Below are 25794 nucleotides of genomic sequence, written 5' to 3' on the forward strand. Positions count from 1 at the left end.
CAACGCCACACGCCGGACTCCGGCGCGCCGCACGGTCACCTCCGCGTTGCCCCGCTCTCCGCGACCCCCACAGCGCCCCTTCGTCCCAACCCACGCCCCCGCGCGCGCTCCGCCCCCGCCCCGCCCCCGTTCCGAACGACCGCGCTCAGCTCCCCATCAACTTCGCCTCCTTCTCCGCCGGCAGGCCCACCACCGGGCGGTCGGGGCGTTGGGGCACGACGCCGTTCACCGAGCGGAGCCAGGTCCAGGTGTCGGCGACGGTCTCCTCGGCCGGGCGCACGTGCAGGCCGGCGCCCAGTGCCTTGCGCACGTCCCGGCGGTGGATGCTGTCGTAGAGCTCGCCGGCCGGAAGCCAGATCGGCAGTTCGAGCCAGGGTTCGATGCCCTCGGCCAGGATCGTGTCGGGGTCGAGCCAGCGCAGTTCGGCGTCCGAACCGGTGACCCGGACGCACAGGTCGAGCAGTTCGCCCATCGTGGTGTGGCCGGTCGGGCCGATCAGGTTGTAGGCGCCGCTACGACCCGCCTCGGCCGCGTCCAGGGTCCATTCGGCCAGGTCGCGGGCGTCGATGTATTGGATCTGCGCCTCGCGCGGCCCAGGAGCCGGGACCGGGCCGCCGCGGGCGATCCGGTTGAGCCACCACGGAAGGCGGCCGATGTTCTCGCGCGGGCCCAGGATCAGACCGGCGCGTGCATGCACGTACCGGTCGCCGAACGCCTGCTCGATGGCGATCTCGGCGCCACGCTTGGCCCTGGCATAGGCCACGTCGTCACCGTCGTCGGGCGAGGCCTCGACCAGCGGGGCCTCCTCGCCCGACCCGGCGGGCGTCGGGTAGGCGTACACCGAGCAACTGGAAATGTAGACGTACCGCTCGACCCGACCTGCCAGCAGGTCGGCCGAGTCACGGACCACGCGCGGCGCGGCACTCCAGGTGTCCAGGACCACGTCCCACTCACCGTCGGCGAGCGCGGCCAAGCCGCCCTCGGCGGTCCGATCACCAACCAACGACCTTACGCCGACCGGGAGTTCGTGCCGTCCGCGATTGAAAACGGTCACGTCCCAGCCCCTGGCCGACGCGGCGTCGGTGACGGCGCGGCCGACGAAAGCGCTACCACCCAGAATCAGAATTCTCATGGGCTCGACTCTGCCCACCCGCGGCGATCACGGGAAGCACCTCACGCTCTGGGCGGAATCGCTGTCGGCGTAAACCCGCGCCGGCCCGGCGCCTACCCCACTCCCCGCGGCGGGCAAGAAGGCCCGTGCCGGCCCGCCCCCTCCGAGCTCGGCCCCTCCGAGCCCGACGCCTCCCGATCCGAAGCCTCCCGGTCCACCAACTCCCGGTCCACCAACTGCAACAGCCGCAACAGCTCGGCCCGATCCGCCTCGCCGAGCCGATCGAAGACGGCCGCACCCGCACCCTGCCGGATCGCCCGGATCCGACGCAGCTCGGCCCGCCCCAGCTCGGTCAACTCGACCAGCGTCGAGCGCCGGTCCGACTCGGACGTGCTGCGCCGGACCAAGTCCCGCGCGGCCAGGTCGTCCACGACGGTGGTCGCCGACCGCGGCACGATCTCCAACCGCGCCGCCAGATCGGCCATCCGCAACGGCTCGTCGGCGTGCGCAAGCACCTTCATCGCATGCGCCTGCGCCGGGGTCAGCCCCAGCGGGGCGAGTTCACGTCCGGCGCGCACCCGGATGCGCTTGGCCAGCCGCATGAACAGGTCGCCGATCGGCGCCGAGGTGGATTCCGGCGAACTCACGCGTGTCACGTCCAGGGAAACGGGGATCCGGTCGGATCCGGGTGGCCCATTGTCCCGTCAGGCCCGATGCCGAACGACGGGGGCGTGTCGCAGAAACGACGTGTCGCGCTCTTTGTGTTCCCCACGCGGCCCACCGGCGCGCAACACGACGTCCAGAACGGCGTCGATATCGCTCGCGTAGGCTCCGGAGGCCCATGCCGCGTTGGCCTCCACGACCGCCCAGCCCCGGTCGGTCGTGCCCACGTCCACCACGATCGCCGACGGCAGCCGGGACCCGGCGGCGGCCAGTACGTCGGCGCCGAACGCGAGCGCGTCCGCGCCCTGCGCGCACTCGTCGATCGGCGCGACGCCCAGGTCGCCGCCGACCGCGTAGCGCGACGCCGCCCGCACGGTCCCGTCCAGGCAGAACAGCCGAAACTCGGTCAAGAAGGCGATCGTCTCGCTGACCAGGACCACCGTGTCCGGGTCCGCCGCGTCGCTTCCGGGCAACTCGGTGCCGTCGCGATACACCCGCGCCGCGAACGACTTGTCGTTGGGCGGCTTGACGAACATCGGCCTGCGCAGCGTCCACGCGTGCGCGAGCGTGGTCGCGGTGATCTCCCGACGGGTCAGCTCGCACGGCAGCTCGGCCGGCCAGTCCTCGGGCGCCTCCAGCAGGCCCAGGTCCAGTTCGCGTGCCATCGCGTCGGCGAACAGCGGGCCGGCGTACAGATGGGCTCGGGCACCCACCAGGTCCTCGGGGACACGCCAGGTGTGCAGCCGGCGTGCGGGCAGGCCGCGACGGTGCGCGGCGCCCACCAGGGCACGATCGGTGTCGGTGCTGCGCGGTGCGAGCACCAGGACGCGGTCGGCGGAGGTCATCGGCCCAGGGTGTCGGCCCCGGGCCCGATGGGGCGAGTGTTTTTCCCCGTGCGCCCCGTGGCATTGTTCGGGAATGCTTCCCCTGGTCCATGCCATTCGTTACGTCACGCCGATGCGTGAGGGCGGTTCGTTGCCCGGTCTCGTCGAGGCCGACGATCTGGGCACCTACGTCGTGAAGTTCCGCAGTGCCGGGCAGGGTGCCAAGGTGCTGGTCGCCGAGGTCGTGGTGGGCGAACTGGCCCGCCGGCTCGGGTTGCCGGTGCCCGCCCTGGTGCGGGTCGAGGTGGATCCGGTGATCGTGCGCGGCGAGCCGGACCAGGAGGTCCAGGAGTTGGTCCGGGCCAGTGCCGGACTGAACCTGGGGATGGACTTCCTGCCGGGCTCGGCCGACTTCACCCCTGCCACGTGGGAGCCGGACGCCGAGCTGGCCGCGCGCGTGTTGTGGCTGGACGCGTTCACCTCGAACGTGGACCGTTCCTGGCGCAATCCGAACCTGCTGGTGTGGCACGGCCGGCTGTGGCTGATCGACCACGGCGCCGCGCTGTGGTTCCACCACGCGTGGCAGGCCGCGAAGTCCGCCGCGACGCGTGCGTTCGACGCCGGCGACCACGTGCTGGCCGCGCTCGGCGGTCCGGGCCTGCTCAAGGCGGACGCCGAACTGGCGCCCCGGATCACCCGCGAGTTGCTCACCGAGGTACTCGCGCTGGTCCCGGACGAGTGGCTGGAGTCCGGTGACGCCGAGCGCGCGCTGGGCCTGGACAGCCCCGACGCGCTGCGCGAGGCGTACATCGCGCACCTGCTCGCCCGGGCCGCCGCACCGCGCGCATGGCTTCCGGACATCGCGCCCGAGACGATCGCGCGGCAGGGCGCGGCACAACCGTCGAACCGCCCGGATTGGCTCAAGTGATGACGATGATCGCGCAACGGGAGTTCTTCGAGTATTCGATCATCCGCCTGGTGCCGCGCGTGGAGCGCGGCGAGTGCCTGAACGTCGGTGTCGCGCTGTACAGCCAGGCGTTCGGCTTCCTGGGCGCGCGCACCCACGTCGAACAGTCCAGGCTGTGCGCGCTGGACCCGGACGCCGACGTCACCCAGGCGCGCGCGGTGCTCGCCGCGTGGGAACTCGTATGTGCGGGGAGCGAAGCGGCCGGCGCGCCCGGGGCCGAGCCGGTCGGCCGGCGGTTTCGCTGGCTGACCGCGCCGCGCAGCACCATCGTGCAGCCCGGTCCGGTGCACGGCGGGTTGACCGCGAATCCGGCGGCCGACCTGGATCGGCTCTTCGACCTGCTGGTGTTGTGAAACGGGCGGCACGGTGCGCGGGGATGCCATGACCCCCGCGCACTCGGGCGGCTGCCGGTCCACCCGAACGCGGCGCACCGACCCGCCGCGCCACGCGGTTGCCGGCCGCCACGCTCTGTCCGTGTCGTGAGCTGCTGCGCTACCGTGCCGGGTACCGGTTGTTCCCGGGCTCCGAGGTGGAGGCGACGATGATCCGTACGTACGGTCCACAGAGTCGGGGCATGGTGGTCTGCACCCTCGTGCTGCTGACCATCCTGGGTTTGTACAGCGCGGTGTACGACGCGATGGCCTGGACGTGGCTGGTGTGGTCGCTGATGGCGATCGTCACCGCCCTCCTGGTGGCCACCGACCGAGGCATCTGACCCCCACGCATCGACCCACGCGGGTGAGACCCGTGCACCGGCTTAGGCGTGTGACGATCGCGCGTCCGCCGGGGCGTGCGAGGCCCGCGCGGCGACGCGTGCCCGGCCCGCTCACACGACGGTGAAGCCGTGTTTGGCGCCCAACCGGGTCAGTGACCGACGGCCCGGGATGCCGTCCGCGTCCGCGCCGTTGTAGCCCAGTCGGCGCTGCCATTCGGCATACGCCTTCACGGTCGCGGTGCCGTAGTGGCCGTCGGCCAGGTTGCGGGCGAGCAGGCCCTCGGCGACCAGGGCGTTCTCGACCATGCGGGTGCCCACGTAGGTGACCGGGGTGCCCTCGCGGCCCGGGTCGGACCGGGCGGCGGCCACCAGTTCGACCAGGTCGACGGCGGGGCGCGGGGCGGGGATGTCGACGGGCGGTGTGCCGCCGGCTCCGGCCACGATGCCCGGGAAGACCAGGTCGTGGAACTGCCGCACGCGCGCGTCGCCGGGGCACGCCGTGCCGTCGATGGACCACTTGGCGAACAGCCGGTGGTAGCCGTAGCCGGGGTCGTCCCAGGCCCGGCACACCCGCAGCGGCAGGCCGTGCCGCTCGTGCATCCACACTCCGAGCCGGATCAGGCTGTCCACCTGGGCGTCGGTCCACGGGTCGGTGTGCTCCAGGTTGCTGGCGCTCTCGCAACTGACCGCGCCGGTGCCGTCGGATCGTCGGTTCGCCGAGGCATTGGCGTCGGCCCGGGTCTCGGTGCCGATGTACTGCCACAGCCCGCCGTCGTACGCACAGCCGAAGTGCGATTCGAGGTTGGTCGAGTCGCGCCAGTACTCGTACATCCGCTCCCCGGACCAGGGCGCCGCGATCGAGTGCAGGATCAACTGGGTCGGGCGGATGGCGGGCTGCGCGTCGGATTCCGGCTCCAGCTCGCGCTTGGTGGCTCCGGGGTACCAGGCCATGGCGGTCTCCCTGTGATCGAGGTCGGGGGACGGGGTCGCAAATGCCCATGGTCGCCACGGTTCGCCGGCTTTTCGGCAATTTCCCGAAAGGCCGGGTCGATCGGAACGAAATGGCCCATAATGCCGGCGGCACAGCCCGCACAGGAGTCAACGTGCCGGGCCGCCCCGGCTCGCACTCACGGCGCCACCCCGCGCATCGCCCGTCGGGCAGGCAGCACGCTCGCCGCGAGGGCGATTCCGAGGCACACCACGATCGCGCAGGTCACCGGCGCCCAGGGCACCACCAGGCGCACCGACGTGCCGAGCGTGCCCGCGAGCCCGGCCCGCATCCCCAACAACGACGGCACCGCGACCAGGCTGCCGAGCAGCACACCCAGCGCGACCACGAGCGTCGTCTCCCCCGCGACCGCGCACAACACCTGGCGGCGGGTCGCCCCGGACAGTCGCAGCACCCGGAAGTCCGCGACCCGGCCGGCGCCCGCCATGAGCAGCGTGTTGCCGATGGCCAAGGCGGTGTAGCCGGCGGTCGTCGCCACCAGCATCAGGGTGAACATGTCGATCAGCCGGTCCTCCTCGGCGTCCGCCCGCCTCGCGTACGCCGCGACGCTCGTCTCCCGGAGACCGAGTGCGGTCGCGGCACGGTCGCCGCGCCCGATCGCCGGCCCGTCGGTGCGATGAACCACCTCGGTCAGCGCGCCCGGGTCGTGTGCCCGGAGGGTTTCCCGAGCGAGCAGTACGCCGTGCGGGACCGCGCCGTCCTCGAGCACCGCGACGATGCGCAACGTCCGGGTCCGCCCGTCCGCAAAGGTGAACTCCGCGCCCTGGGACGGGATTCGACCGAGTGCCGCGAGAGTCGAGGTGGTCACCGCGACGGTGTCCGGGCCGACCAGGTCGGTGAGCGTGCCTCGCACGAGGTCCAGCCGGTCGTGGGTGCGGACGAAGGCGTCCGGGTCGATGCCCGCCGCGTCGAGGGCGATCTCGGCCGGCCCCGCGTACACGGTGCCGACCAGAAGCGCGCTGCCGGGCACCCGCGCCACCGCGGCGTCGGACAGGCCCGGCGTACCGCGCGCGACCACGGCGCCGGTCGCGCGCGTCGTCGCGCTCGCGTGGCCCGCGTAGGCCTCCGCGCCGGTGCGGGTGTTGCCGGTGATCAGCACCACGAAGGCGATCGTGGCCAGCACCGGTGCAACGGTGGAGGCGGTGCGCCCCACGGCCGCGCAGGCGCTCTCCCGGACCAGCAGCGCGCCGGCGCCCGCGCGGCGGACGAACGGCCGGGTGAGCGCGCGGGCCAACGGGGCCACGAACACCGGGGCGAGCAGGGTCGCGCCCGTGATCGAGGCGACCGCCGTGGCCAACGCCCAGGTGATCATCTCGGTCGGCGCCGCGAACGCGCTCGCGAGCGCGCAGCCGCCGCCCAGGACCACGCTCGCGATGCCCGCGACCAGACGGACCCGCCCGATCGGCCGCTCGTCGACGGTCGCCTCGCGCAGCGCCTCCAGCGGATCGATCCGACCTGCTCGCCGGGACGCCGACCACACGGCGACCAGCGCGGTGCCCACGCCCGCCACGAACGTCGCGGCCGGAATCCCGGCGGGGATCCGGATCGCGAATCCGATCGGTTCGAAGCCGGCGTCCACCAGCGCGGCGGCCGCCGCGGGTGCGCCGAGCACGCCGATCAGCACACCGGCGGCCGACCCGAGGGCGCCCAACACCAGCGCCTCGGCGTACAACGCGCGGCGAACCCGACCGGGATCGGCACCGATGGCGCGCAGCAGGGCGAGTTCGCGGCGCCGGGTGAGCACGCCGAAGGCGAAGGTGGCGGCGACCACCAGGATCGTGACGAAGCCCGCGAGCACGGCCGACACGGTGATCACCTGGGCGCCGATCCACGACGTGCGTCGATCCGCGGCCGGCGCCAGGTCGCGCCGGTCGGCGCCGGTGAGCACGCGCGCGTCGGCGGACGCCAGGGAGCGCGCCGCGGCGGCCACCACCCGCGGGTCGGCGCCGTCGGCCAGGTGCAGGCCGAGCACCCGCACGCCGGGGGCCAATGCCTCGGCCCGCTCGTCGGTGACGTAGTAGCCGGAACCGCGCACCGTGCCGCTGACGGTGTACGCGGCAGGCCCGCTCGCGGTCAGCACCGTGACGGACTCGCCCGGGTGCAGCCCGAGTCCGGCGTCCACGGCGATCTCGTCGGCGCGTTGCGGAGCGCGCCCGGCGACCAGCGGAGCAGGCGCGAGTGTCGAACCGGACCACCCGTGGCCCACCCACGCGTCCCGGTCCGACCCGCCCACCGGTCGCCCGTCCGACAGGGCCTGCGCGTAGAAGGATCGGTCCGCGACCACCGCCCGCACCCCCGGGATCGCGGCCAGTTCGCGCACGAGCCGTGCGGTGCGCTCGGGCGACCACGGCGCGGGCTCGGCGAACGCGCCGTCCCGTTGTGCACCATGCGTGCTCTGCAGCAGGACGGGGGTGCCGGCGTAGCGCTCGGGCACGGGTGTATCGCCGGTGAGCAGGATCAGCGCGCTCGCGGTGAGGATCGCCGTGCCCACGACCAGTGCGAGCAGCGACCCCAGTACCGCGATGCCGCGTTCGCGCAGCGTGGCGAGGGTGTTCACGCCTGCCCCTCGGCCGCCGCCGCCCGGGCGGCGATCGTCTGCGGGTCGGCCCGGTGCGCGAGTTCGTCGACCACGCGCCCGTCGGCGAGCAGCACGACCCGATCGGCCCAGGACGCGGCGGCCGGGTCGTGGGTGACCATGACCACGCTGTGGCCGTACTCGTCGACCAGCGCTCGCAGCAGGCCGAGCACGGTGCGCGACGCGGTGCTGTCCAGCGCCCCGGTCGGCTCGTCGGCGAACAGAACCGCGGGCCGGGTGATCAGGGCTCGGGCGATCGCCACGCGCTGCCGCTGACCGCCGGACAGTCGGTCGGGTCGATGCCGGGCACGATCGGCCAGCCCCACGGCGGCCAACGCCTCGGCCACCGCCACCGGGTCGGCGCGCCGGCCGGCCAGCCGCAGCGGAAGTGCGACGTTCTGCTCCGCGGTGAGCGCGGAGACGAGGTTGAGGGTCTGGAAGACGAACGCGATGTGCTCACGGCGCAGCCGGGCCAGCGCACGCTCGTCCAGGTCGCGGGTGACCGTATCGGCGATGGTGACCAGGCCGGAGGTGGGTCGGTCCAGGCCGGAGGCGCACTGGAGCAGGGTGGACTTGCCGGAGCCGGAGGCGCCCATCACGGCGGTCATCGTGCCCACGGCGATGTCCAGATCGACCCCGTCGAGCGCGGTGACCGGTTCGCCGCCGGTGGGGAATACCCGGGTGACGTCGCGCAGCCGCACCGCGACACCGCCGCCGCGGGTCGCGGCCGGGTGCCGAACGCGGTCGCGCGGCACGGCGCCGGGTGAGTGTTCGGACAGGTCCGCGCGCTCGCGCGGCACGGCGCCGGGTGGCGAAGGTTCGGACGGGTCTGCGCGGTGGCGCGGTGCGGCGCCGGGTTGGTTCGTCACGGCGTCGAGTCAAGTCGCCGGGTGGGGTCGGCGCATTGGTGCCAGGTCTGGTTCGAACACTCCACCTGGCACTACCGACAGCGGTTCGGGTGCCGGCTACGGTCGAGCGGTGATTCCTCGCAACGTATTGGAGGCGCTGACCTCGCGCCCGGTGGGTTTCCTGTCCTCGGCCTGGCCGTGGCGCTCGATCGCGTATCTGCTGGCGGGCGGCGTGCCCGGGGTCGCCGGCGGCGTCGCGGCGGGTGGGATCGCCGCGTCCTGGGACCGGGTCGGGCCGGTCGCGGCGGTGCTCTGCGCGGGTCTGGTGTTGGCCGTCCTGGTCGCGGTGGCGGGACCGTTCGAGCGGCGCAGGTTGCGCCTGGTGGCGCCGGACGCGCGGCCGAACCGGTCCTCGCTGCGCGAGCCCGCCGGGTGGCGCGAGGTGGGTTGGGGCGCGTTGTCGGTGCTCACCCTGGGATGGGTGGACCTGGCGGTGTTGTTCGTCGCGGTGGGGATTCCCGGTGTGCTGCTCAGCGCGCCGTGGCAACCCACCGCGACGCCGTGGGCATCGGTGGGTGGGGTCTTCGCGGGGCTCGTGTTGTTGCCGGTCGCGGCCTATCCGATCGCGGCGTGGGCGGGTGCACGCTCGGCGGTCGCGGTCGCGGTACTGGGCTCGCGGGACGCCGAGTTGACCGAGGTGCGCCGCTCGCGGGCCCGCCTGGTGGACGCGTTCGAGGCCGAGCAGCGACGGATCGAGCGGGATCTGCACGACGGCGCGCAGCAGCGCCTGGTGGCATTGACGATGAAGCTCGGGCTGGCCGCATTGGACCTGCCGGCGGATTCGCGGGCGGCTCGGGAGGTGGCCGAGGCACACGCGATGGCCCGGGAGGCGCTGGCGGAGTTGCGCGAGTTGATCCGCGGGGTGCATCCGCAGGTGCTCACCGAGCGCGGGCTGCCCGCCGCGATTCGGGACGTGGCGGGGCGTTCGCCGGTGCCGGTGGACACCGACGTGCAGGTGTCGCGGCTGCCCGCCTCGGTGGAGGTGGCGGCGTACTTCGCGGTGTGCGAGGCGCTCGCTAACGCCGCCCGGCACGGCGGCGCCGAGCGCTGCCGGGTGGATGGGCGGATCCGGGACGGGGTGCTGGTCCTGGAGGTCGCCGACGACGGGCGCGGCGGCGCGGACCCGGCTGCCGGTTCGGGCTTGACGGGGCTGGCCGACCGGGTCGCGGCGGTGGATGGTCGGATGTTGTTGTCGAGCCCGATCGGCGGGCCGACCCTGGTGCGAGTGGAGATACCGTGCGGCGGTTGAGGGTGGTGATCGCGGAGGATTCGGTGTTGTTGCGCGAGGGTCTGGTAGGCCTGCTGGAGCGGTTCGGACACGAGGTGCCGGCGGCGGTGGGCGACGGTACCTCGCTGGTGGAGGCGGTGCACGCGCACGCCCCGGATGTGGTGATCGCCGATGTCCGGATGCCGCCGGACTTCACCGACGAGGGCCTGCGGGCGATCCGCGAGCTCCAGCGGACGCGTCCGGACCTGGCGGTATTGGTGTTGAGCCAGTACATCGAACAGACGTTCGCCGACGAGTTGCTGGACGCTCGCGACGGGGCGGGTACGGGTTATCTGCTCAAGGATCGCATCGGCGATGTGACCGAATTCATGGCCGCACTGGAGCGGGTCGCCGGCGGCGGCATGGTGGTCGATCCCGAGGTGATCCGCCAGCTGCTGGCCCGGCGGCGCGACCCGCTGGCCAGGGTGACGCCGCGCGAGCGCGAGGTGCTCGCGCTGATGGCCGAAGGGCGCTCCAATGCGGCCGTGGCCCGGGCCCTGGTGGTCAGCGAGGCGGCGGTGTCCAAGCACATCGCGAGCATCCTGACCAAGCTGGATCTGCCCCCCGCGGCCGACGATCATCGGCGGGTATTGGCCGTTCTGACGTATTTGCGGGGCTGAGCCGGTTACCGGTCGGTTGTCGGGACTCCACAAGTAATAGGACGTCCTCTTTATCGGTGTCGATACCCGCCCGCCGACTTTTCCCTGACAGCGTTGCGGATCAAGTGGCCCATACGCGAGCGCGCGTGGGCCACCCGTGTCGTGTTTCCACAATGCTTCGACAGAGCTGGGGTGCGTTTTATGACGCTCGGCAAGACCGATGTGGTGGTGACGGGGATGGGTGCGACCACGCCGTTGGGCGGGGACGTACCGTCCACGTGGGCGGCCCTCCTCGCGGGCGAGTCGGGAATCGAAGCCCTGGCCGACGCGTGGGCGGCCGACCTGCCGGTGCGGATCGCCGGACGGATGCGGGTCTGCCCCGAGACGGTGCTCGACCGGGTCCGGGCGCGGCGGCTGGACCGATGCCAGCAGGCCGCACTCGTGGCGGCGCGCGAGGCGTGGGAGAACGCGGGCGCGCCGACGGTCGAGCCGGAACGGTTCGCCGTGGTGGTGGGCACCGGCATGGGTGGTGCGATGACGATGCTCGCGCAGCACGATGTGCTGGCCGCGTCCGGCGTGCGCCGGGTGTCCCCGCACACCGTGCCGATGCTGATGCCCAACGGACCGGCCGCGCAGGTCAGCATGGAGTTCGGCGCCCGGGCCGGCGCCTACACCCCGGTGAGCGCGTGCGCGTCGGGCTCGGAGGCGATCGCGTACGCCCTGGACCTGATCCGACTCGGCCGCGCCGACGTGGTGATCGCGGGTGGCGCGGAGGCGACGATAGGCGCGCTGCCGATCGCGGGCTTCGCGCAGGCCCGCGCGCTGTCCACCTACGAGGGCGACCCGGCCGCGGCGTCGCGTCCGTTCGACGCCGGGCGGAACGGGTTCGTGATGAGCGAGGGGGCCGCGCTGCTGGTCCTGGAGCGGGCCGACTTCGCGGCGGCACGCGGCGCCTCCGTGCACGCGTACCTGGCCGGCGCCGGGGTCACCTCGGACGCCAACCACATCACCGCCGGGTACGGTCCGGGCCAGGTCCGGGCATTGCGGATGGCGATGGCCGAAGCGGGCGTCGCCGCCGCGGACGTGGACCACATCCAGGCACATGCGACCTCGACGCCGGGGGGCGATGCGTTGGAGGCCGCCTCGATCACCGAGGCGATCGGTAAGCACGCGGCGGTCACCGCGATCAAGTCGATGCTGGGCCACCTGTGCGGCGCGGCCGGCGCGATCGCCGCGGTCGCCGCGGTGTCGGCGCTGCGCGACGGCGTCATCCCGGCCACCCTCAACCTGGACTCCCAGGACCCGGACATCGACCTCGACGTGGTCGCCAAGGAGCCCCGGGTGGGCCCCCTGAACGTCGCCGTCGCCAACGCCTTCGGCTTCGGCGGCCACAACGCCGCCCTGGTCTTCACCTCGGCGAACTAGGCTCCATCCGGCGGGACTTGGCGGGGGTACGGCCCCCGAGGAAACACCGCGCTCGCCCGACCCCGGTCCCCGCGTCCCGACGCACCGACCGGGGTCGTCGCATGCCCGCGCCTCGGTCGCGAAGGAAGCGGATCGAGTGGGCGGGGCGGCACGGTGCGACGCAAGGCGGGGCGCGGCGTGACACAGCGGGACCGAAGCGGACGGTGCGGGCGGAGCGAACGACCTCCGAGCGAACCGGCCCGGGGCGGCCCCACAACCGTTCCGTGCGGACACGTCGCGCGGGCGAAAATCGGGTGCGCCGGGCGCCGGTCTTCCAGCAGGCTGGGGGTCGGCACGGCCGTTCCGAAGCGAGGGACGGGGTGCCCGGAGGCCAAGCGGGAGAGGGGCTTCGGCGAACCGCCGTGTTTTTGCCGAACACCTCGCGCGCATCGGGTGAATCAGGAACGTCTCTGGCCTCATTCGTTTCTAGGCTGAAGGACATGAAGACCACGGGGAAGAACACCAACGCAGCCGGCGGCAGGGCCGGGAAGTCCGGTTCGATCGCCGCGTTCGCGCGGTTCGTGGTCTTCGGTGGCGGCACCGGGATCGCCTCCTCGGGCGCGCTGGTCGTGCTCTCCGGCACGATGCCGATCGCGGTCGCCAACGCGTTCGTGACCGTGGTCTCCACGGTGGCCGCCACCGAGCTGCACAGCCGGTTCACCTTCGGCGGCGGGCGTGCCGGGTTGCGCGCCCACGGCCAGTCGGCGCTCAGCGCGCTGGTCGCCTACCTGTTCACCACGGCCGCGGTGCTCGGCCTGCACGCGGCGGCGCCGGGCGCGGGGGTCCTGGTCGAACAGGGCGTCTACCTGGGCGCGTCCGGCCTGGCCGGGATCGGCCGGTTCGTGGTGCTGCGCCTGTTCGTCTTCGTCCGCCCCGCTGCCCGCCCGCGCCCGGTCGCCCCGGCACTCGCACGCACCCACGTGGTCGCCGCCGCATAGTCGCAACGCGAGGCGGGCCGGCGGCGGCCGTCCCGTCTCGCACGACACAGCCGGCACGGTTCGCCCGGCAGGGCCGTCGCACCCCGGGCACGGTCGACGCGGTTCGAGCGCCCCCACTGCCAGGCAGGCCGGCGGCGCCCCGGCCCGTCTCGCACGACACGGTCACCCGTCTCGCACGACACGGTCACCCGGCCCGGATGGCACGGTCAGCGCGCCCCAGCCGGCCCGGGCGGCACGGTCAGCGCGGTTCGAGCGCCCACCACTGCGAGGCGCGGTCGGTGTCCTCCCACTGCCGCACGTTGCCGCCGGGCTCGGTGCTGCCGTCCGCCACCTCCAGGAGCAGCCCGCTGACGTAGTTGACCAGCGTGACCCGGCCCGGCGCGTCGGCGTGCTGCTCCAGGATCCACTCCTGCGCGCCGAAGTTGTTCGCCCGCCACAGCTGCACGTTGGCCCCGTTCTCCTCCGAGGCCCCGGTCACGTCCAGCCGCTTCCCGCTGGTCACGTGCTCCACGTGGTACACCGCACCGCCCGCGTGCACGGCGGTGATCCGCCAGTGCTGCGCGCTCGAACCGTCCTCCACGCCCTGCCACACATTGGCCCCGCTGTGGGTCCGCCCTCCCTCGACTTCGAGGACCAGCCCGCTGTGCACATTCCGCAGCACGTACACGCCCTCGTCAACGCCACCCACGTCGCACCCCTGGTCCCGATCCATGATCTTGAACCAGTCACCCTTGCACGCCGCACCCACATGTCGCCCGCCGGCCCACGTCCCTACTTGCGCCCTCTGTTCGGGCAGTAGCCGGTCATGGCGGCGTTGGTGATGGCCAGGGCCTCGTCGTGGGTGTAGGTGACGCCCATGATGCGGCCGGCGATTTCTTCCCGGTCCTTGCCCATCTGCACCCACCCGCAGGCCACATTGGCCATGCTCAACAGGACGCCCAAGTCGGCCTTGCCGTCCACGAGTTGCGGTGCGGAGCGGCCGAGTTCGGCGACGAACCTGGCATCGGTGGGCGAGCGGCTCCCATCGGCCGGCGAGGAGTCCGGCCGCCCGGCCGATGCCGGACCCGCCGCTTCGCCGTCTTCCTTTCCCTGCACCAGACTTGCCACGAACACGGCGGCGCCGATCACCAGGACGATGGCAACACATGCCCCCACGACACGGTTGCCGATCCGTCGACGCGGCGGCGGCGGTTGATTGCTCACGGGACTCCCCACAGTCGGATGCCGCGGAGGCTACGCCCCCGAACCACCCGAACGGGCGTCCTTCACCGAGTCGTGATCCATTCCGCGCGGAGCCGCCCCCTCCGACGGCATGACGGCGCCGCCCGCTGCTCCCGTAGCGGACGGCGCCCGTCGTGTTCGGTCGGGTCACGAACATGTGACCCGACCGGGTTCCGGTGGGCTACTTGCCCGTGTAGTTCACCTGAAGTTCCTTGATCCCATTGATCCATGCGTGTCGCAGGCGTCGGGGGTCGGCGGCCTTGCTGATGTCCGGCATCGCGTCGGCGATCGCGTTGAACATCAGGTTGATCTCCATCCGGGCCAGCGACGCGCCCAGGCAGAAGTGCGGACCGCCGCCGCCGAAGCCCAGGTGCGGGTTCGGGTTGCGGGTGATGTCGAACTTCATCGGGTTCTCGAACACGTCGGCGTCGTAGTTGGCCGAGCTGTAGAAGATGCCGACCCGCTGACCCGCCTTGATCTCCTGGCCACCGAGCACGGTGTCCTGGGTCGCGGTGCGCTGGAAGGACATCACCGGCGAGGAGTAGCGCACGATCTCGTCCGCCGTGGTCTCCGGCCGCTCCGCCTTGTACAGCTCCCACTGGTCGGGGTTGTCGAAGAACGCGAGCATGCCGTGGGTGATCGCGTTGCGCGTGGTCTCGTTGCCCGCGACCGCCAGCAGCAGGACGAAGAAACCGAATTCGTCCGAGGACAGGCTGCCGTCGGACTCGGCGGTGATCAGCCGGGTGACGATGTCCTGCGCCGGGCACGCCTTGCGCTCCTCGGCCATGCCCATCGAGTACAACATCAGTTCGGCGGCGGCCTGCGCGCCGACCTCGGTGGACTCCGCGTACTCCGGGTCGTCGTAGCCGAGCATCTTGTTCGACCACTCGAAGATCTTCTTGCGGTCCTCCTGCGGTACGCCGATCAGCTCCGCGATCGCCTGCAACGGCAGCTCGCACGCGACCTCGGTGACGAAGTCGCCCGAGCCCTTGAGCTTGGCGTCGCGCACGATCTGAGCGGCCCGCTCGGTCAGCGCGGCCTGGAGCGCGTTGATCGCCCGGGGCGTGAAGCCGCGCTGGACGATGCTGCGCAGCCGGGTGTGCTCCGGTGGATCGATGTTGATCATGATGAGCTTCTGCGCATCGATGTTGCTCATGTCCATGCCCTCGGCGAACCGGATGATCGCCGTGTTCTTGTTCGTCGAGTAGATCTCCGGCTTGGTGGAGACCTCCTTGACGTCCGCGTGCCGGGTGACCAGCCAGTAGCCGTCGTCGCCGAAGTTGGAGACCTCGGGCGTCTGCGGGACCCACACCACCGGCGAGGTCTTGCGCAGCTCGGCGAACTCGTCGAGCGGGATGCGCGTGGTGTACAGGTCGGGGTCGGTGGGGTCGAAGCCGTGGTCGAGGACCGGACACGTCATGGTGGAACTCCCGTTGCCGGAGGGTGTGCGAGGTCGCCGCGGGAACCGGCCGGGGACGAGTGCCGGGAAGCGCGGTGGTGCGGTGCTGCGGTGCTGCGTACCGGCCACCGATGGTGGGCCGGTGGTGGTGGGTGCGGAGTGCTGGTCAGGTCCCGGCGACCGGGCCCGGCGCCCTGCGGCGTGGGCCCAGCAGCTTGCGGACCACGCCGCGCAGGATGCGCGCGAGTTCGTCGTCGGGCAGTTCCGGGAAGGCGGCGACGGCGGAATAGATGCCGCCCATTGCCACGGCCGTGGACACGCGGTACTCGATCGAGTCGTCGACGTCGTCGAGGACTTCGCGCACCCGTGCGGTGATCGAGGCGAGTCGGGGCTGGATGGCGGGGTGGCGTCCGATCGCGACGTCCCGGTCGAGGATGACGGCGAGGGTGCGATACCGGATGAGGAAGTCGACGTAGCCCTCGAACAACAGGCGCTGGCGGGCGGTGCTGCCGCGCCTGCTCTCGGCGACCTCCAACACCCGGTCCAGATCGTTCAGGGCCGGGCGCAGGAGGGCGTCGAGCAGTTCGTCCTTGGTGCGGAAGTGGTAGTAGAGGGCGGCCTTGGTCACCCCGACCCGGTCGGCGATGGCCTGCAGCGAGGTGCCGGCGAAGCCCTGTTCGCCGAACAGTTCCTCTGCCGCCTGGAGCACCTTGTCATAGGTGTCCTCGGGTGCCGGGATCGCCACGGGTCCCCCTTCCTGTTGGGCATGAACATACGTCGACCTCTGCCAATCGACAAGGCTGATGGGGCGTCAATTTTCATCTCGACACCGTTGTTCGCAAGGAAAGTGGCTTGCCGTTCGGCCAGGGCCGGAGGTGGCCGGACTGACGGTCGAGCAGGCCGGTGAAGCCCCTGCGAGGCGAGCGGGTCGGACCTCCGCACCGGGGTGGGCCGAACCGCCGACCCGTCGGCGTCGATCGCCGCCCGCCCGCCGCCGGGTTCGCGCCGGTAGGTTGCCGCCATGAGCGACTTCGACGCCCGCATCGAAGCGGAGCGGCGGCGGCCGGCGGACCCGGCGGCCGAAGCCGGCACGGGACCGACCGCGAGTCGACCCGCGGACTGGGCCCGGATCATCGAACGCATCGAGATCCTCCTGGCCGCGACGGCGGCGGAGCTCGACAGCCGGGGCGTCCCGGGGCTGCCGGTCATCGGCTACCCGCCCGTGCGAGGGCCGGCCCGGCTCTTCCGCCGACGGCCGACCGTCGTCGATCGGCGTCGACCGGTCCTGGACCTGTTCTCGCTCGACCGCGCGGGCCGGCCGTTCCTGGAGCGCGGCGCCGTACCGGCTCGGGAGGTGTGGCTGCGCAATTCGCACCCGGGTCGGGCCCACGCTTTGCGCGCGGCCGTGCTCCGGGCCGGCCTGACCCCGGACACCCCGACCCTGGTCGCGGGGCCGCCGATCGTGCTCGACCCGGACGAGGCCGCGCGCACCGGCCGCGCCGGCGGCTGCTTCGGCGTCGCGGCCGACGGCACGCTGCTGGTGTATCCGCCGCCGGCCGATGCCGCGCCGATCCCGCTCGTCGAGGTACTCGCGACGGTCGTGACGAACGACGCGCCGCAGGGCTGACCGGCGCGACCGGCGGCTCGTCCGGGGCCGGTTGCCCCATGGGTCTGCCGCCATAAACGCACGATCAGCGGGCGACGAGCGGACAACAAGCGGCGGGCGCTCGATCGCCCGGTCGGCGCGCGGATCAGGTCGCGGCCTCCACATACATCGGCCGACCGCTGTCACGCGCCCGCAGCGCGGCCCACAACCGCTGGGCCCGCTCCGCCGGCATCGCCGCCGCACCCCGATCCGGGGTCAGCAGATGCCAGGCCCGCAACTCGTCGGCCTGGAGCCGGATTCCGGCGAGTCGACGCGGGGTCAACACGCCACCGTCGAACAACCAGCGCATCCCACCCCGGTGGCCGTCCACCGGCGCCACCCACTGTGCGACGAGCAGGCTCGGCGGCCCGTCCAGGACGATCCCCAACTCCTCCCGAACCTCCCGCACACAGCCCGCCCACGGCGACTCCCCCGGCTCGACGATCCCGCCGGGAAACTCCAACCCCGGCTTGTAGTCGGGCTCGACGAGCAGCACACGTCCCTCGCCATCGAAGAACAACGCCCCGGCAGCGGTGGTCAACCGGCCTACCACTTCCCGATCCGTTCCCCCGTCCGCGCCGCCGTCGGTCCGGCGATCCGCAGCACTCTCCGCAAGGCGGTCCGGGGGGCCGCCCGTATGGGTGCCTCCACGACCGTCCGCTCGGGTGCCTCCGTGACTGTCCGCAAGGCCGTCCCGGTGACCGTCCGCATGGGTGCCTGCGTGGCCGTCCGCTTGGGTGTCCATGACCACGAAGTCTGACCCAGCCCGCACGCCACCGACCGAAGGGGTCCCGGCCCGACGGGCGAGGTCCGCACGACTCGGCCCGTGGGCCGTCGCGGTCGAACCCGTGGACCGTCGTGGTCGACGGGCAACCGGCCGGCGCGGTACGCGAGGTGGCAGCCGACGTCGAGGGGCTCGGCTACGGCGGTCTCCGCGTGCCGACCCCGGACAGGGCCGCACGCCACCCGCGGGGTGGCGCGAACCCGCCGCGCCCGCCATCGGAGGCAATCAACCCGCGGTCCCCCGGCCCCATCGGCCCCACCGGCCCGCGTAGGCTCCCCGCATGGCTGAACCCACCTTCGTCCCGACGGATTTCGTCGTGCCCGCGCCGCCGAGCACCCCGTCCTTTCGACTGGAGCCACTGGCCGCCCGGCACAACCGGGCCGATCTGGCCGCGTGGTCGTCGAGCATCGAGCACATCCGGGCCACCCCCGGCTTCGCCGGTCGCCACTGGCCACCACTCGACGGGCTGTCCGCGGACGACAATCTGCGTGATCTGGTCCGGCACGCCGACGACTTCACCAGGCGCACCGGCTTCACCTACACCGTGCTCGACAACGGCGGCAACGCCGGCGACTACGACGTGATCGGCTGCGTCTACATCCACCCGGACCGGGACGACCCCGCCGTCACCTCGGTGCGCTCCTGGGTTCGGGCCGATCGGGCCGAACTCGACGAGCCGGTCTACCGCGAGGTCTCCGCGTGGCTGGCCGAGCACTGGCCGTTCGAGCGGATCCGGTACGCGAAACGGTAGCCGGCGTCGATCCCGCCACCGCCCGCCCCGGCCACCTCGACCCGGCCGTCCTCAACCCGGCCGGGCCGCCGCCCACCACGGCCCGTCGTCCCGATCGGGATCGGTGATCGCGTCCGCCAACGAGGCGAAGGCGTACGTGCGTTGCGGATCCCAATCGGTACTGCGCAGCAGCCGGTCCCGCATGCCCGCCCAGCCCGGTGCCGCACCCGCCACCACCCACGCGTCCGGAGCCTGGGCGGTCAGCCGCAACGCCGGGCGCAGCCACGACGCGGCCTGCTCCGGCCACGAGACGAGGGCAGTCACCTCGCCCGGCCAGGCCGCCGCGAGCGCATGCGCAGCCGCGGTCGAGGCGCGGTCTCGCCCGTGCCCTATCGCCAGAGTCCGGCAGCCGGTCAACCGGCCCAACAGCGCGGCCAGTTCGGTGTCGGTGTGCGGCGCCGGCGGGCGGCCCTTCCAACGGGCGTAGGCCGCCGGCAGACACACCGCGCACGGCCGGAACCCGGCGGCGACCGCGACGGCCTCGTCCGCGAAGAACACCCGACTCGCGACATAGCCGCCGCGCGCGATCGCCCGCAGCGCACTGCGGCAGTCCAACCGCCCGTACAGCCGACCGTTCGTGGTGCCGCCCAGCGTGCCGGGGGTCGTGCTGCGGTAGGGCCGCCCGTCCGGTCCGATCAGCGTGTACATCACCTCACGCCGCATCGTGGAAGACCAGGCCGAGCGTGCGGCGCAGCCCGGTGTGCACGGTGCTGACGCCGTGCCGCATCGGCGCCGCCGACCAGCCGCGGGCCGAACGGATCGGTCGGTCCCGGGTGGTGAAGATCAGCCCGTGCCCCTGCGGCAGGCTGATCGCGGTGCCTCGCGACTGGGCCCGAAATCGCTGCTCGGCCATCAGGAACTCGCCGCCGGTGTAGTCGACTCCGGGCTCGTCCAGGCCGATCACCACCTGGAGCGGGAAGACCAGGTCGCCGTACAGGTCCCGGTGCAGCGCGTTCCAGTCTCCCGGTCCGTAGCGCAGCAGGATCGGCGTCGGCCGGGTCTGGCCCGCCGTGTGACACATCGTCAGCCACTCGTCCAGGGTGTCCGGCCAGGGCGCGGGCCGACCCAGGCGGGCGGCCCACGCGCGGGCGATCGGCAGCAGGTGCGGGTAGCAGGACGCGCGCAGCGTCGCGATCGGCTCCGGCACGGGCGCGGCGAAATAGCGGTACCGGCCGGAGCCGAAACGATGCCGGGCCATGTCGATGGTGGCCCGGAAGAGTTCCGGGCGGTCGTACAGCTCGGCGATCTCGCGGCAGGTGTCCGGGTCCAGGATCCGGTGGGTCAGCGCGTGGCCGTGCTCGTCCACGTGCGCGGCGAGTTCCGTGGTGGTCGCCGGCTCGGCGGCGAACAGTGTGTCCACGGCGCTCACCGCACCTGTGCCGGGAGGGCGCCTTCGTGGCCGAGCAGGTACTCCTTGCGGTCCAGGCCGCCGGCGTACCCGCGCAGCGCGCCGTCCGCGCCGATCACCCGGTGACACGGCCGGATCAGGAGCAGCGGGTTGGCGCCGATCGCGGTACCGACCGCGCGCACCCCCGCTCGCGAGGTGCCCACCCGTTCGGCGATCGCACCGTACGTGGTGGTGGTGCCGTACGGGATCTCGTCGACCGCGGCCCAGATGCGTTCCTGGAACGCCGAGCCACGCGGCGCCGTCGGCAGGTCGAAGACGCGCAGGTCGCCCGTGAAGTAGGCGGTGAGTTGGCGGACCACTTCGGCGAACGCGGCCGGGGCCGGGCGCGAATCGGCGGGCACGGCGGCGCCGCCCTTCTGGCCCGGCACGGACAGCGAGGCCAGCGCGAGCGTGCCGTCGGGGCGTTCGTCGCCGATCAGCAGCAGCTCGCCGAGGGGGCTGTCGAGGGTGGTGTGGACGGTCATGAGCGCTTCCTTCGTCGAGGCCGCGGCGGTCGCCGCGGGCACCGGCCGGTTGCCGTGTGCACTGGTCACAGGTGCTTCCGGGTTCCACTGTGCGTGATGACGAGCCCGTCGTCCGGCGGGAATCGGACATGGCGTTGAACCCTGATTCGAGCGCCGATCCGGAAGCGGGGCGGGTGCCGAATCGCATGCCGAGCGGGTGCCCGGCGGGGCGCCGAATCGAATGCCGGCCCGGGCCCCGGGCCAAGCCTCGACCCAGACCTCGACCCAAGCGCCGAGCCGAGCGCGGACGCGGGCTCGCCGCGGGGCGCGGCGAGCGGCGCGGCGAGCGGCGCGGCGGGGCCGGGGTCACGGCGGGGTCGATCCGAACGGGCCGCCCGCCGCGTCGGGCAGGATGGTCCGATGATCGAAACGGACCGTCTCCTGCTCCGCCGCTGGCGTGACGACGACCTGCCCGAGCTCACCGCGATGAACGCCGACCCCGAGGTGATGCGCTACGTGGGCGACGGCCTGCCGCGCACCCCCGAGCAGAGCGCCGCCGCCCTGGCCGGATACGAACTCACCTGGGAGACCCGTGGGTTCGGCCTCTTCGCGGTCGAGCTGCGCACCCCCGACCCGGGCCCGGTCGGTGCGCTCGCGGGCTGGGTGGGCCTGGCCGTACCGGAGTTCCTGCCCGAGGTGATGCCCGCCGTGGAGATCGGCTGGCGACTGGCCCGCCCGTACTGGGGACACGGCATCGCCACCGAGGCCGCCTTCGAGGTACTGCGCTTCGCATTCGAGTACGCCCGCGTACCGCGCCTGATCTCCATCTGCCACGTGGACAACACCGCATCCCTCGCGGTGATGGGCAAGCTGGGCATGACCGAGGAACGCCGCACCACCGTCCCCGCCCACGGCAAACCGGTCCTGGTCACCGAACTCCCCCGCGGTCGCTACCTACGCACCCACCCCTGACCCGAAGGTGAGCGGCGCCGCGGGTCATGCCTCGGATGGGCCGCGGCGGGAACGGACCGTGCCGCGACGGGCGCCGGAAGGCCGCGGCGCAATCAGGGCGACCCGAGATGCGGCGCCTGGGGCAAGGGGCAGCCATTCACGCGGCGGACGTGCACGCGGCAGACGTGCACGCCCACGAACGAACACGGCCGCCGACATCGACCGGGACCGGTCACGGTCCCCATCGATGCCGGCGGCCGGTCGTCGGTCAGCCCGAGACGCAGAATTCGTTGCCCGCCGGGTCCTGCATCGTGGTCCAGTTCAGGCCGGGTGCACTGCGCTCGGCCACCACCGTCGCGCCCAGGGCCACCAGGCGCTCGACCGCGGCCGGGCGGTCCGGTGTGGAGAAGTCCACGTGCAGCCGGTTCTTGCCGGCCCGATCCTCCGGGACCTGCTGGAAACCGAGGACCAGGGGCTGGGCCGCGACCATCACGAACTCGCCGAAGTCCTGGGCGATCTCCACGCCCAGTGCGTTTGCCCACCACGCGGCCAGCGTGCCCGGGTCGGCGCAGTCGATCGTGATCATCTCTTGTTTCAATTCCATACGCGCACGATAGGAGCCGGGTCCGACATCGCGGCCCACCTTCCTCATCGGAGTGTCGCACTGCGCACCGACACCGACGCGGCGCGCCCCGCGACACGCACCGGCCCGGCCTCGGCCGCGCTCAGGAGCGGGCGGCGATGCCTCGGATCAGCGTCCGGGCCGTGCTCGCGGCGAACTCGGCCACCGTGGGGCCGTCCTCGATGCCCATGAAGTGCCGCAGGAACGCCCGCTGGTAGCACGCGCCGAGCAACATCGCGGCGGCTGCCTCGGGGTCGGTGTCCGGGTCGATCCGGCCCCGGTCGCGTTCGACCGTGAGGTAGGCGGCGAGCAATCGCAGCGGGACGTGCGGGCCGGCGCCGATGCCGCGCAGCGCCTCGCGGTGGCGGTGCAGCAGCGCGGGTTCGGCGAACAGCGACGAGGCGATCGGCATGCTCTGCTCGTAGAACTCGGCCGCGCGGCTCGCGATCGCGGCCAGCCGCCGCTCGACCGGGTCGGTGCCGGACTCCACGGACCCACCGGAGCCACTGGAATCGCCGGAGCCATCAAAACCACCGGAGCCGCCGGCCTCCACGAAGCCCACCGAGCCACCCGAGCCGCCGAACCCATCGGATTCGTCCGGCTCTTCGGCCAGTTGGGCGAGCAGCGGGCCCAGGGGCGGCAGCCGCTCCTGGAGGACCGCGACGAACAGTTCCTCCTTGCCGGTGAAGTGTTTGTACAGCGCGGCCTCCGAGCAACCGGCGGCCCGGGCGATCTCCTTGGTCGTGGTCCGCGCGAGGCCGAGCGTGCGCATCAGGTGCTCGGCGGCGTCCAGGATCCGCTGCCGGGTGGGCACGGCCGGGCGCCGTCCGGGGGTCGGCGCCGACTGCGGCTCCCGCCGCTGGGGTTCCGGGCGGGGCGAGTGCGGCATCGAGGCGGTCGTCCGTTCGTCGTGGGCGGTGCGATCCGGGGGTTTCGAGTGGCTCCGAGGGGATTCGGGGCGGTCCGTCTCCCGGACTTGACGTAGTGGTGAGCAAGTATTCACCATGGAAGGGTGAGTGAACACTCACCCACCTCGGGAGGCAGATATGAGGCTCACCGTCCTCGGCGCGACCGGTGCCACCGGTGAACACGTCCTGCGCCACGCCGCAGCCGCCGGACACAAGATCACCGCCGTGGTCCGGGCCCCGTCCCGACCGGCCTTCGAACACCCGAACATCGAGGTCGTGCGGGCGGACGTGACGAACCCGGCCGAGTTGCACGAGGCGATCGAGGGCCGCGACGCGGTGTTGTCCGGGATCGGACCACGCAATCGCAAGAGCCCCGCCATCGCGGCGGCGGCGACCGCCGCGATCCTGACCGCGATGGCCGACACCGGCGTGCGACGCGTGGTGACGATCAGCGCGGCGCCGGTGGGCCCGACGCCGCGCGAGGACTCGGTGTTCGTACGCGGCGCGCTGATCCCGATGTTGCGCGCGGCGCTCAAGGCGGTGTACGCGGACCTGGCGGCGATGGAGGCCGAGTTGGCCCGCAGCGACGCGGACTGGACCACGATGCGGCCACCGAAGCTCACCGACGGCGCCGGCCGCGGCACCTACCGCACCCACATCGGCGGCAGTGTCCCGCGCGGCAGCACCATCGCCCGGGCCGACCTCGCGCACGGCATGCTCGCGGTCCTGGACGACCCGGCGACCTACCGCCGACCGGTGGGCATCGCGTACTGAACCCGCACCGGGATCGGGCGCCGCGCCGGCCCCGCGGTGAGATCGCCCCGAGCCGGGTACAGGCCACCGATCACCACACGAGCGGGAGGCACGATGGCTCGGCGCGACACCACCGGCGGACCCACCATCACCGTGCGCCGGGTGTACGAGCCGGCCGATCCGGACGACGGCCTGCGCGTCCTGATCGACCGGTTGTGGCCGCGGGGCATCGCCAAGGCGGATGCGCATGTCGGCGCGTGGCCCAAGGAGTTGACCCCCTCCAGCGAGCTGCGCCGGGCCTGGCACGCCGGCGGCCTGGCCGAGGAGGTGTTCCGCGCCCGCTACCGCGACGAACTCGACACCGCACCCGCGCACGCGGCCCGCGCCGCGCTGCTCGCCCGGGCGGGCGACGGCCGCCTCACCCTGCTCACCGCCGTCCGCGATCCGGACCACAGCCACGTGCCGGTCCTGATCGAGTACCTGGGCGAGGGCCCGTAGGGACGACGTCGCGGCCCTACCCGTGCGCGTGTTCCGCCGCCGGCAACATCGTCCGCGGGTCCTGGTCGGCGAACCACATCCCGATCACGATCGCCGCGGTCGCCTCCAGGTAGCCCGCCCGATCCAACCCGCCGACCGGCAGCGGCACCGCGCCCAGCGCCGCGACCAACGTGTGCGCCACGGCGAGCGCGTTCGGGTCGTCCCCGCACAGCGGCACGGCGAGTCCCGCCGCGTGCGGGCCCGCCCACAGCTCGGCCGCGCCCAGATGGAAGGCCTTGACCACGTGCGCCCCCGGCGCCGCGTTCGCGAGCGTGCGCGCCGCCGACGGCCCGCCGTCGGTGGTCAACATCAGGCCCCCCGGCCCCGGCACGATCGGGTTCGCGCAATCCAGCACCGCCTTCCCCACCAACAGGCCCGCCACCGGCGGAATCACCTCGGCGGTCGCGGCGTGCCCGACCGAGGCCAACACCGCGTCACCGTGCTCGGCCGCCTCGGCGAAACCGCCCGCCCGCGCCCCGATCCGCTTCGCCAACGCCTGCGCCCGCTCCGCCGATCGTGCCCCGATCAGCACATCGTGCCCGGCCTCGACCCACTTGGCGCCCAACGCGCCCGCCATGTTGCCCGCACCCAGAATTCCGATTCGCACCGCAGCCACCCCGCTCGCTTCGAGAGGTCGTCCCCGACCCTCGCCGTCTCCGACCCCTCGAAGCTAGGCGGGCCGATCCACACCATTCGGTAACCATCGACCGGGCCACAATGGACCCATGACCGAGCCCGGGGGCAAGTACGACGCGACTCGACGCGAAGGCGAGCACGAGGTGACCCGACGCGAGGGCGAGCACGTCAGGACCGAACACGAAGGCGAGTTCGTCGCCGACTGCCGTGCCCGGATCGGCTTCGACCTGCTCACCAACCGCTGGAACAGCGTGGTCGTCTACGCCCTGGCCCACGGCCCGATGCGGCCGGGCGCGCTGGCCGCGCAGATCGGCGGGATCAGCGCCAAGGTGCTCAACGAGACGCTGCGCCGACTCGAATACCACGGCCTGGTGATCCGCCGGGCCTACGCCGAGGCCCCGCCGCGCGTCGAGTACGCGCTGACCGACCTCGGCGAGACCCTGCTGGTCCCGTTCCGCGCACTCGGCGCCTGGTCGGTCGAACACGGCCACCGCGTCCTGGCCGCCCAGGACGCGGCGGACGCAGCGGCGAACACCGGCTGAGGAACCGGGCCCCGAGCACCGACCGAAATGAACGAGCCGGCTCCCGGCCCCGGCTTCCTGCTCCCGAGCACCGACCCGACCGGCCCGGCTCTCATTCATCGACCCGCCGGCCCGG

Annotated in this window: 30 protein-coding genes; 13 read left to right on the plus strand and 17 right to left on the minus strand. The window is 72.9% G+C overall.

What is annotated here, in order from left to right; all coding sequences use genetic code 11:
• Positions 1–145: 145 nt before the first annotated feature.
• From ACFZBU_RS25320 to ACFZBU_RS25330, 3 genes are all read right to left on the minus strand, one after another.
• The gene (locus ACFZBU_RS25320; RefSeq protein WP_391585930.1) at positions 146–1132 is read right to left on the minus strand and encodes an SDR family oxidoreductase; all 987 of its coding nucleotides are present in this window, start codon (positions 1130–1132) and stop codon (positions 146–148) included.
• Between the two features lie 92 nt (positions 1133–1224).
• Positions 1225–1758: a MarR family winged helix-turn-helix transcriptional regulator gene (locus ACFZBU_RS25325; RefSeq protein ID WP_391585931.1), complete on the minus strand. Its 534-nt coding sequence runs from the start codon at positions 1756–1758 to the stop codon at positions 1225–1227.
• Between the two features lie 57 nt (positions 1759–1815).
• Positions 1816–2619, minus strand: a complete 804-nt coding sequence (locus tag ACFZBU_RS25330; protein WP_391585932.1) for an ATP-grasp domain-containing protein — start codon at positions 2617–2619, stop codon at positions 1816–1818.
• 73 nt (positions 2620–2692) lie between these two features.
• Here ACFZBU_RS25330 and ACFZBU_RS25335 point away from each other — a divergent pair, with 73 nt between their 5' ends.
• From ACFZBU_RS25335 to ACFZBU_RS25345, 3 genes are all read left to right on the plus strand, one after another.
• Entirely contained in the window at positions 2693–3526 is an 834-nt protein-coding gene (locus ACFZBU_RS25335; protein WP_391585933.1) for a HipA family kinase, read from the plus strand.
• Positions 3526–3918 carry a DUF3037 domain-containing protein gene (locus tag ACFZBU_RS25340; protein WP_391585934.1) on the plus strand — a complete coding sequence of 131 codons (393 nt, stop codon included), beginning with the start codon at positions 3526–3528 and terminating at the stop codon, positions 3916–3918. The genes ACFZBU_RS25335 and ACFZBU_RS25340 overlap by 1 nt, the downstream gene beginning before the upstream one ends.
• Positions 3919–4106: 188 nt before the next feature.
• Positions 4107–4280: a hypothetical protein gene (locus ACFZBU_RS25345; RefSeq protein WP_391585935.1), complete on the plus strand. Its 174-nt coding sequence runs from the start codon at positions 4107–4109 to the stop codon at positions 4278–4280.
• A gap of 111 nt (positions 4281–4391) precedes the next feature.
• Here the strand turns inward: ACFZBU_RS25345 and ACFZBU_RS25350 are convergent, their stop codons facing one another.
• From ACFZBU_RS25350 to ACFZBU_RS25360, 3 genes are all read right to left on the minus strand, one after another.
• A complete protein-coding gene (locus ACFZBU_RS25350; RefSeq protein ID WP_391585936.1) occupies positions 4392–5231 on the minus strand; it encodes an N-acetylmuramoyl-L-alanine amidase in 840 nt (279 codons plus the stop codon).
• Between the two features lie 176 nt (positions 5232–5407).
• The gene (locus ACFZBU_RS25355; RefSeq protein WP_391585937.1) at positions 5408–7846 is read right to left on the minus strand and encodes an ABC transporter permease; all 2439 of its coding nucleotides are present in this window, start codon (positions 7844–7846) and stop codon (positions 5408–5410) included.
• Positions 7843–8619 (minus strand): ABC transporter ATP-binding protein, encoded by a 777-nt coding sequence (locus ACFZBU_RS25360; RefSeq protein WP_391586237.1) that lies wholly within the window; start codon positions 8617–8619, stop codon positions 7843–7845. Before ACFZBU_RS25360 ends, ACFZBU_RS25355 begins: the two co-directional genes overlap by 4 nt.
• 223 nt (positions 8620–8842) lie before the next feature.
• On the opposite strand from ACFZBU_RS25360, the gene ACFZBU_RS25365 reads away from it, so the two are divergent.
• The 4 genes from ACFZBU_RS25365 to ACFZBU_RS25380 all read left to right on the plus strand — a co-directional run bounded on the left by ACFZBU_RS25365 (position 8843) and on the right by ACFZBU_RS25380 (position 13040).
• The gene (locus ACFZBU_RS25365) at positions 8843–10021 is read left to right on the plus strand and encodes a histidine kinase (protein ID WP_391585938.1); all 1179 of its coding nucleotides are present in this window, start codon (positions 8843–8845) and stop codon (positions 10019–10021) included.
• 5 nt (positions 10022–10026) lie between these two features.
• Positions 10027–10659, plus strand: coding sequence for a response regulator (locus tag ACFZBU_RS25370; RefSeq protein WP_391586238.1), 633 nt, complete (start codon positions 10027–10029; stop codon positions 10657–10659).
• 180 nt (positions 10660–10839) lie between these two features.
• Entirely contained in the window at positions 10840–12063 is a 1224-nt protein-coding gene (locus ACFZBU_RS25375; protein WP_391585939.1) for a beta-ketoacyl-[acyl-carrier-protein] synthase family protein, read from the plus strand.
• Between the two features lie 479 nt (positions 12064–12542).
• Positions 12543–13040, plus strand: a complete 498-nt coding sequence (locus tag ACFZBU_RS25380) for a hypothetical protein (protein ID WP_391585940.1) — start codon at positions 12543–12545, stop codon at positions 13038–13040.
• Positions 13041–13278: 238 nt separating this feature from the next.
• Here ACFZBU_RS25380 and ACFZBU_RS25385 read toward each other — a convergent pair whose 3' ends face one another.
• The 4 genes from ACFZBU_RS25385 to ACFZBU_RS25400 all read right to left on the minus strand — a co-directional run bounded on the left by ACFZBU_RS25385 (position 13279) and on the right by ACFZBU_RS25400 (position 16405).
• Complete coding sequence (locus ACFZBU_RS25385; protein WP_391585941.1) at positions 13279–13728, minus strand: RICIN domain-containing protein; 450 nt, start codon at positions 13726–13728, stop codon at positions 13279–13281.
• An 83-nt stretch (positions 13729–13811) separates the two neighbouring features.
• A complete protein-coding gene (locus ACFZBU_RS25390; protein WP_391585942.1) occupies positions 13812–14243 on the minus strand; it encodes a DUF732 domain-containing protein in 432 nt (143 codons plus the stop codon).
• Positions 14244–14442: 199 nt separating this feature from the next.
• Complete coding sequence (locus ACFZBU_RS25395) at positions 14443–15681, minus strand: cytochrome P450 (RefSeq protein ID WP_391585943.1); 1239 nt, start codon at positions 15679–15681, stop codon at positions 14443–14445.
• 145 nt (positions 15682–15826) lie between these two features.
• Positions 15827–16405, minus strand: coding sequence for a TetR/AcrR family transcriptional regulator (locus tag ACFZBU_RS25400; RefSeq protein WP_391585944.1), 579 nt, complete (start codon positions 16403–16405; stop codon positions 15827–15829).
• A gap of 276 nt (positions 16406–16681) precedes the next feature.
• On the opposite strand from ACFZBU_RS25400, the gene ACFZBU_RS25405 reads away from it, so the two are divergent.
• Positions 16682–17287, plus strand: coding sequence for a hypothetical protein (locus ACFZBU_RS25405; protein WP_391585945.1), 606 nt, complete (start codon positions 16682–16684; stop codon positions 17285–17287).
• A 124-nt stretch (positions 17288–17411) separates the two neighbouring features.
• Here ACFZBU_RS25405 and ACFZBU_RS25410 read toward each other — a convergent pair whose 3' ends face one another.
• Entirely contained in the window at positions 17412–17846 is a 435-nt protein-coding gene (locus tag ACFZBU_RS25410) for an NUDIX domain-containing protein (RefSeq protein ID WP_391585946.1), read from the minus strand.
• A gap of 523 nt (positions 17847–18369) precedes the next feature.
• Here ACFZBU_RS25410 and ACFZBU_RS25415 point away from each other — a divergent pair.
• Complete coding sequence (locus tag ACFZBU_RS25415; protein WP_391585947.1) at positions 18370–18840, plus strand: N-acetyltransferase; 471 nt, start codon at positions 18370–18372, stop codon at positions 18838–18840.
• 51 nt (positions 18841–18891) lie between these two features.
• Here ACFZBU_RS25415 and ACFZBU_RS25420 read toward each other — a convergent pair whose 3' ends face one another.
• Genes ACFZBU_RS25420 through ACFZBU_RS25430 form a run of 3 tightly spaced genes read right to left on the minus strand, consistent with a single transcriptional unit; the run spans position 18892 to position 20751 of the window.
• A complete protein-coding gene (locus tag ACFZBU_RS25420) occupies positions 18892–19542 on the minus strand; it encodes a hypothetical protein (protein WP_391585948.1) in 651 nt (216 codons plus the stop codon).
• On the minus strand, positions 19532–20248 hold the full coding sequence (locus ACFZBU_RS25425; RefSeq protein ID WP_391585949.1) for a 2OG-Fe(II) oxygenase: 717 nt from the start codon (positions 20246–20248) through the stop codon (positions 19532–19534). Before ACFZBU_RS25425 ends, ACFZBU_RS25420 begins: the two co-directional genes overlap by 11 nt.
• The gene (locus ACFZBU_RS25430; RefSeq protein WP_391585950.1) at positions 20245–20751 is read right to left on the minus strand and encodes a methylated-DNA--[protein]-cysteine S-methyltransferase; all 507 of its coding nucleotides are present in this window, start codon (positions 20749–20751) and stop codon (positions 20245–20247) included. Before ACFZBU_RS25430 ends, ACFZBU_RS25425 begins: the two co-directional genes overlap by 4 nt.
• Positions 20752–21150: 399 nt before the next feature.
• On the opposite strand from ACFZBU_RS25430, the gene ACFZBU_RS25435 reads away from it, so the two are divergent.
• Positions 21151–21702 (plus strand): GNAT family N-acetyltransferase, encoded by a 552-nt coding sequence (locus ACFZBU_RS25435; protein ID WP_391585951.1) that lies wholly within the window; start codon positions 21151–21153, stop codon positions 21700–21702.
• 247 nt (positions 21703–21949) lie between these two features.
• Here ACFZBU_RS25435 and ACFZBU_RS25440 read toward each other — a convergent pair whose 3' ends face one another.
• Together ACFZBU_RS25440 and ACFZBU_RS25445 are read right to left on the minus strand one after the other, a co-directional pair.
• On the minus strand, positions 21950–22285 hold the full coding sequence (locus ACFZBU_RS25440; RefSeq protein WP_391585952.1) for a VOC family protein: 336 nt from the start codon (positions 22283–22285) through the stop codon (positions 21950–21952).
• A 121-nt stretch (positions 22286–22406) separates the two neighbouring features.
• The gene (locus ACFZBU_RS25445) at positions 22407–23075 is read right to left on the minus strand and encodes a helix-turn-helix domain-containing protein (RefSeq protein ID WP_391586239.1); all 669 of its coding nucleotides are present in this window, start codon (positions 23073–23075) and stop codon (positions 22407–22409) included.
• A 274-nt stretch (positions 23076–23349) separates the two neighbouring features.
• Between ACFZBU_RS25445 and ACFZBU_RS25450 the strand changes: the two genes are divergently transcribed.
• The gene (locus ACFZBU_RS25450) at positions 23350–23985 is read left to right on the plus strand and encodes an NAD(P)-dependent oxidoreductase (RefSeq protein ID WP_391585953.1); all 636 of its coding nucleotides are present in this window, start codon (positions 23350–23352) and stop codon (positions 23983–23985) included.
• Positions 23986–24078: 93 nt separating this feature from the next.
• On the plus strand, positions 24079–24462 hold the full coding sequence (locus ACFZBU_RS25455) for a DUF488 domain-containing protein (RefSeq protein WP_391585954.1): 384 nt from the start codon (positions 24079–24081) through the stop codon (positions 24460–24462).
• A gap of 16 nt (positions 24463–24478) precedes the next feature.
• Here ACFZBU_RS25455 and ACFZBU_RS25460 read toward each other — a convergent pair whose 3' ends face one another.
• Entirely contained in the window at positions 24479–25108 is a 630-nt protein-coding gene (locus ACFZBU_RS25460; RefSeq protein WP_391585955.1) for an NADPH-dependent F420 reductase, read from the minus strand.
• 118 nt (positions 25109–25226) lie between these two features.
• On the opposite strand from ACFZBU_RS25460, the gene ACFZBU_RS25465 reads away from it, so the two are divergent.
• Positions 25227–25679 (plus strand): winged helix-turn-helix transcriptional regulator, encoded by a 453-nt coding sequence (locus ACFZBU_RS25465; RefSeq protein ID WP_391585956.1) that lies wholly within the window; start codon positions 25227–25229, stop codon positions 25677–25679.
• Positions 25680–25794: the final 115 nt, after the last annotated feature.

The organism is Embleya sp. NPDC008237 (assembly GCF_042956465.1).
Lineage (GTDB): Bacteria > Actinomycetota > Actinomycetes > Streptomycetales > Streptomycetaceae > Embleya.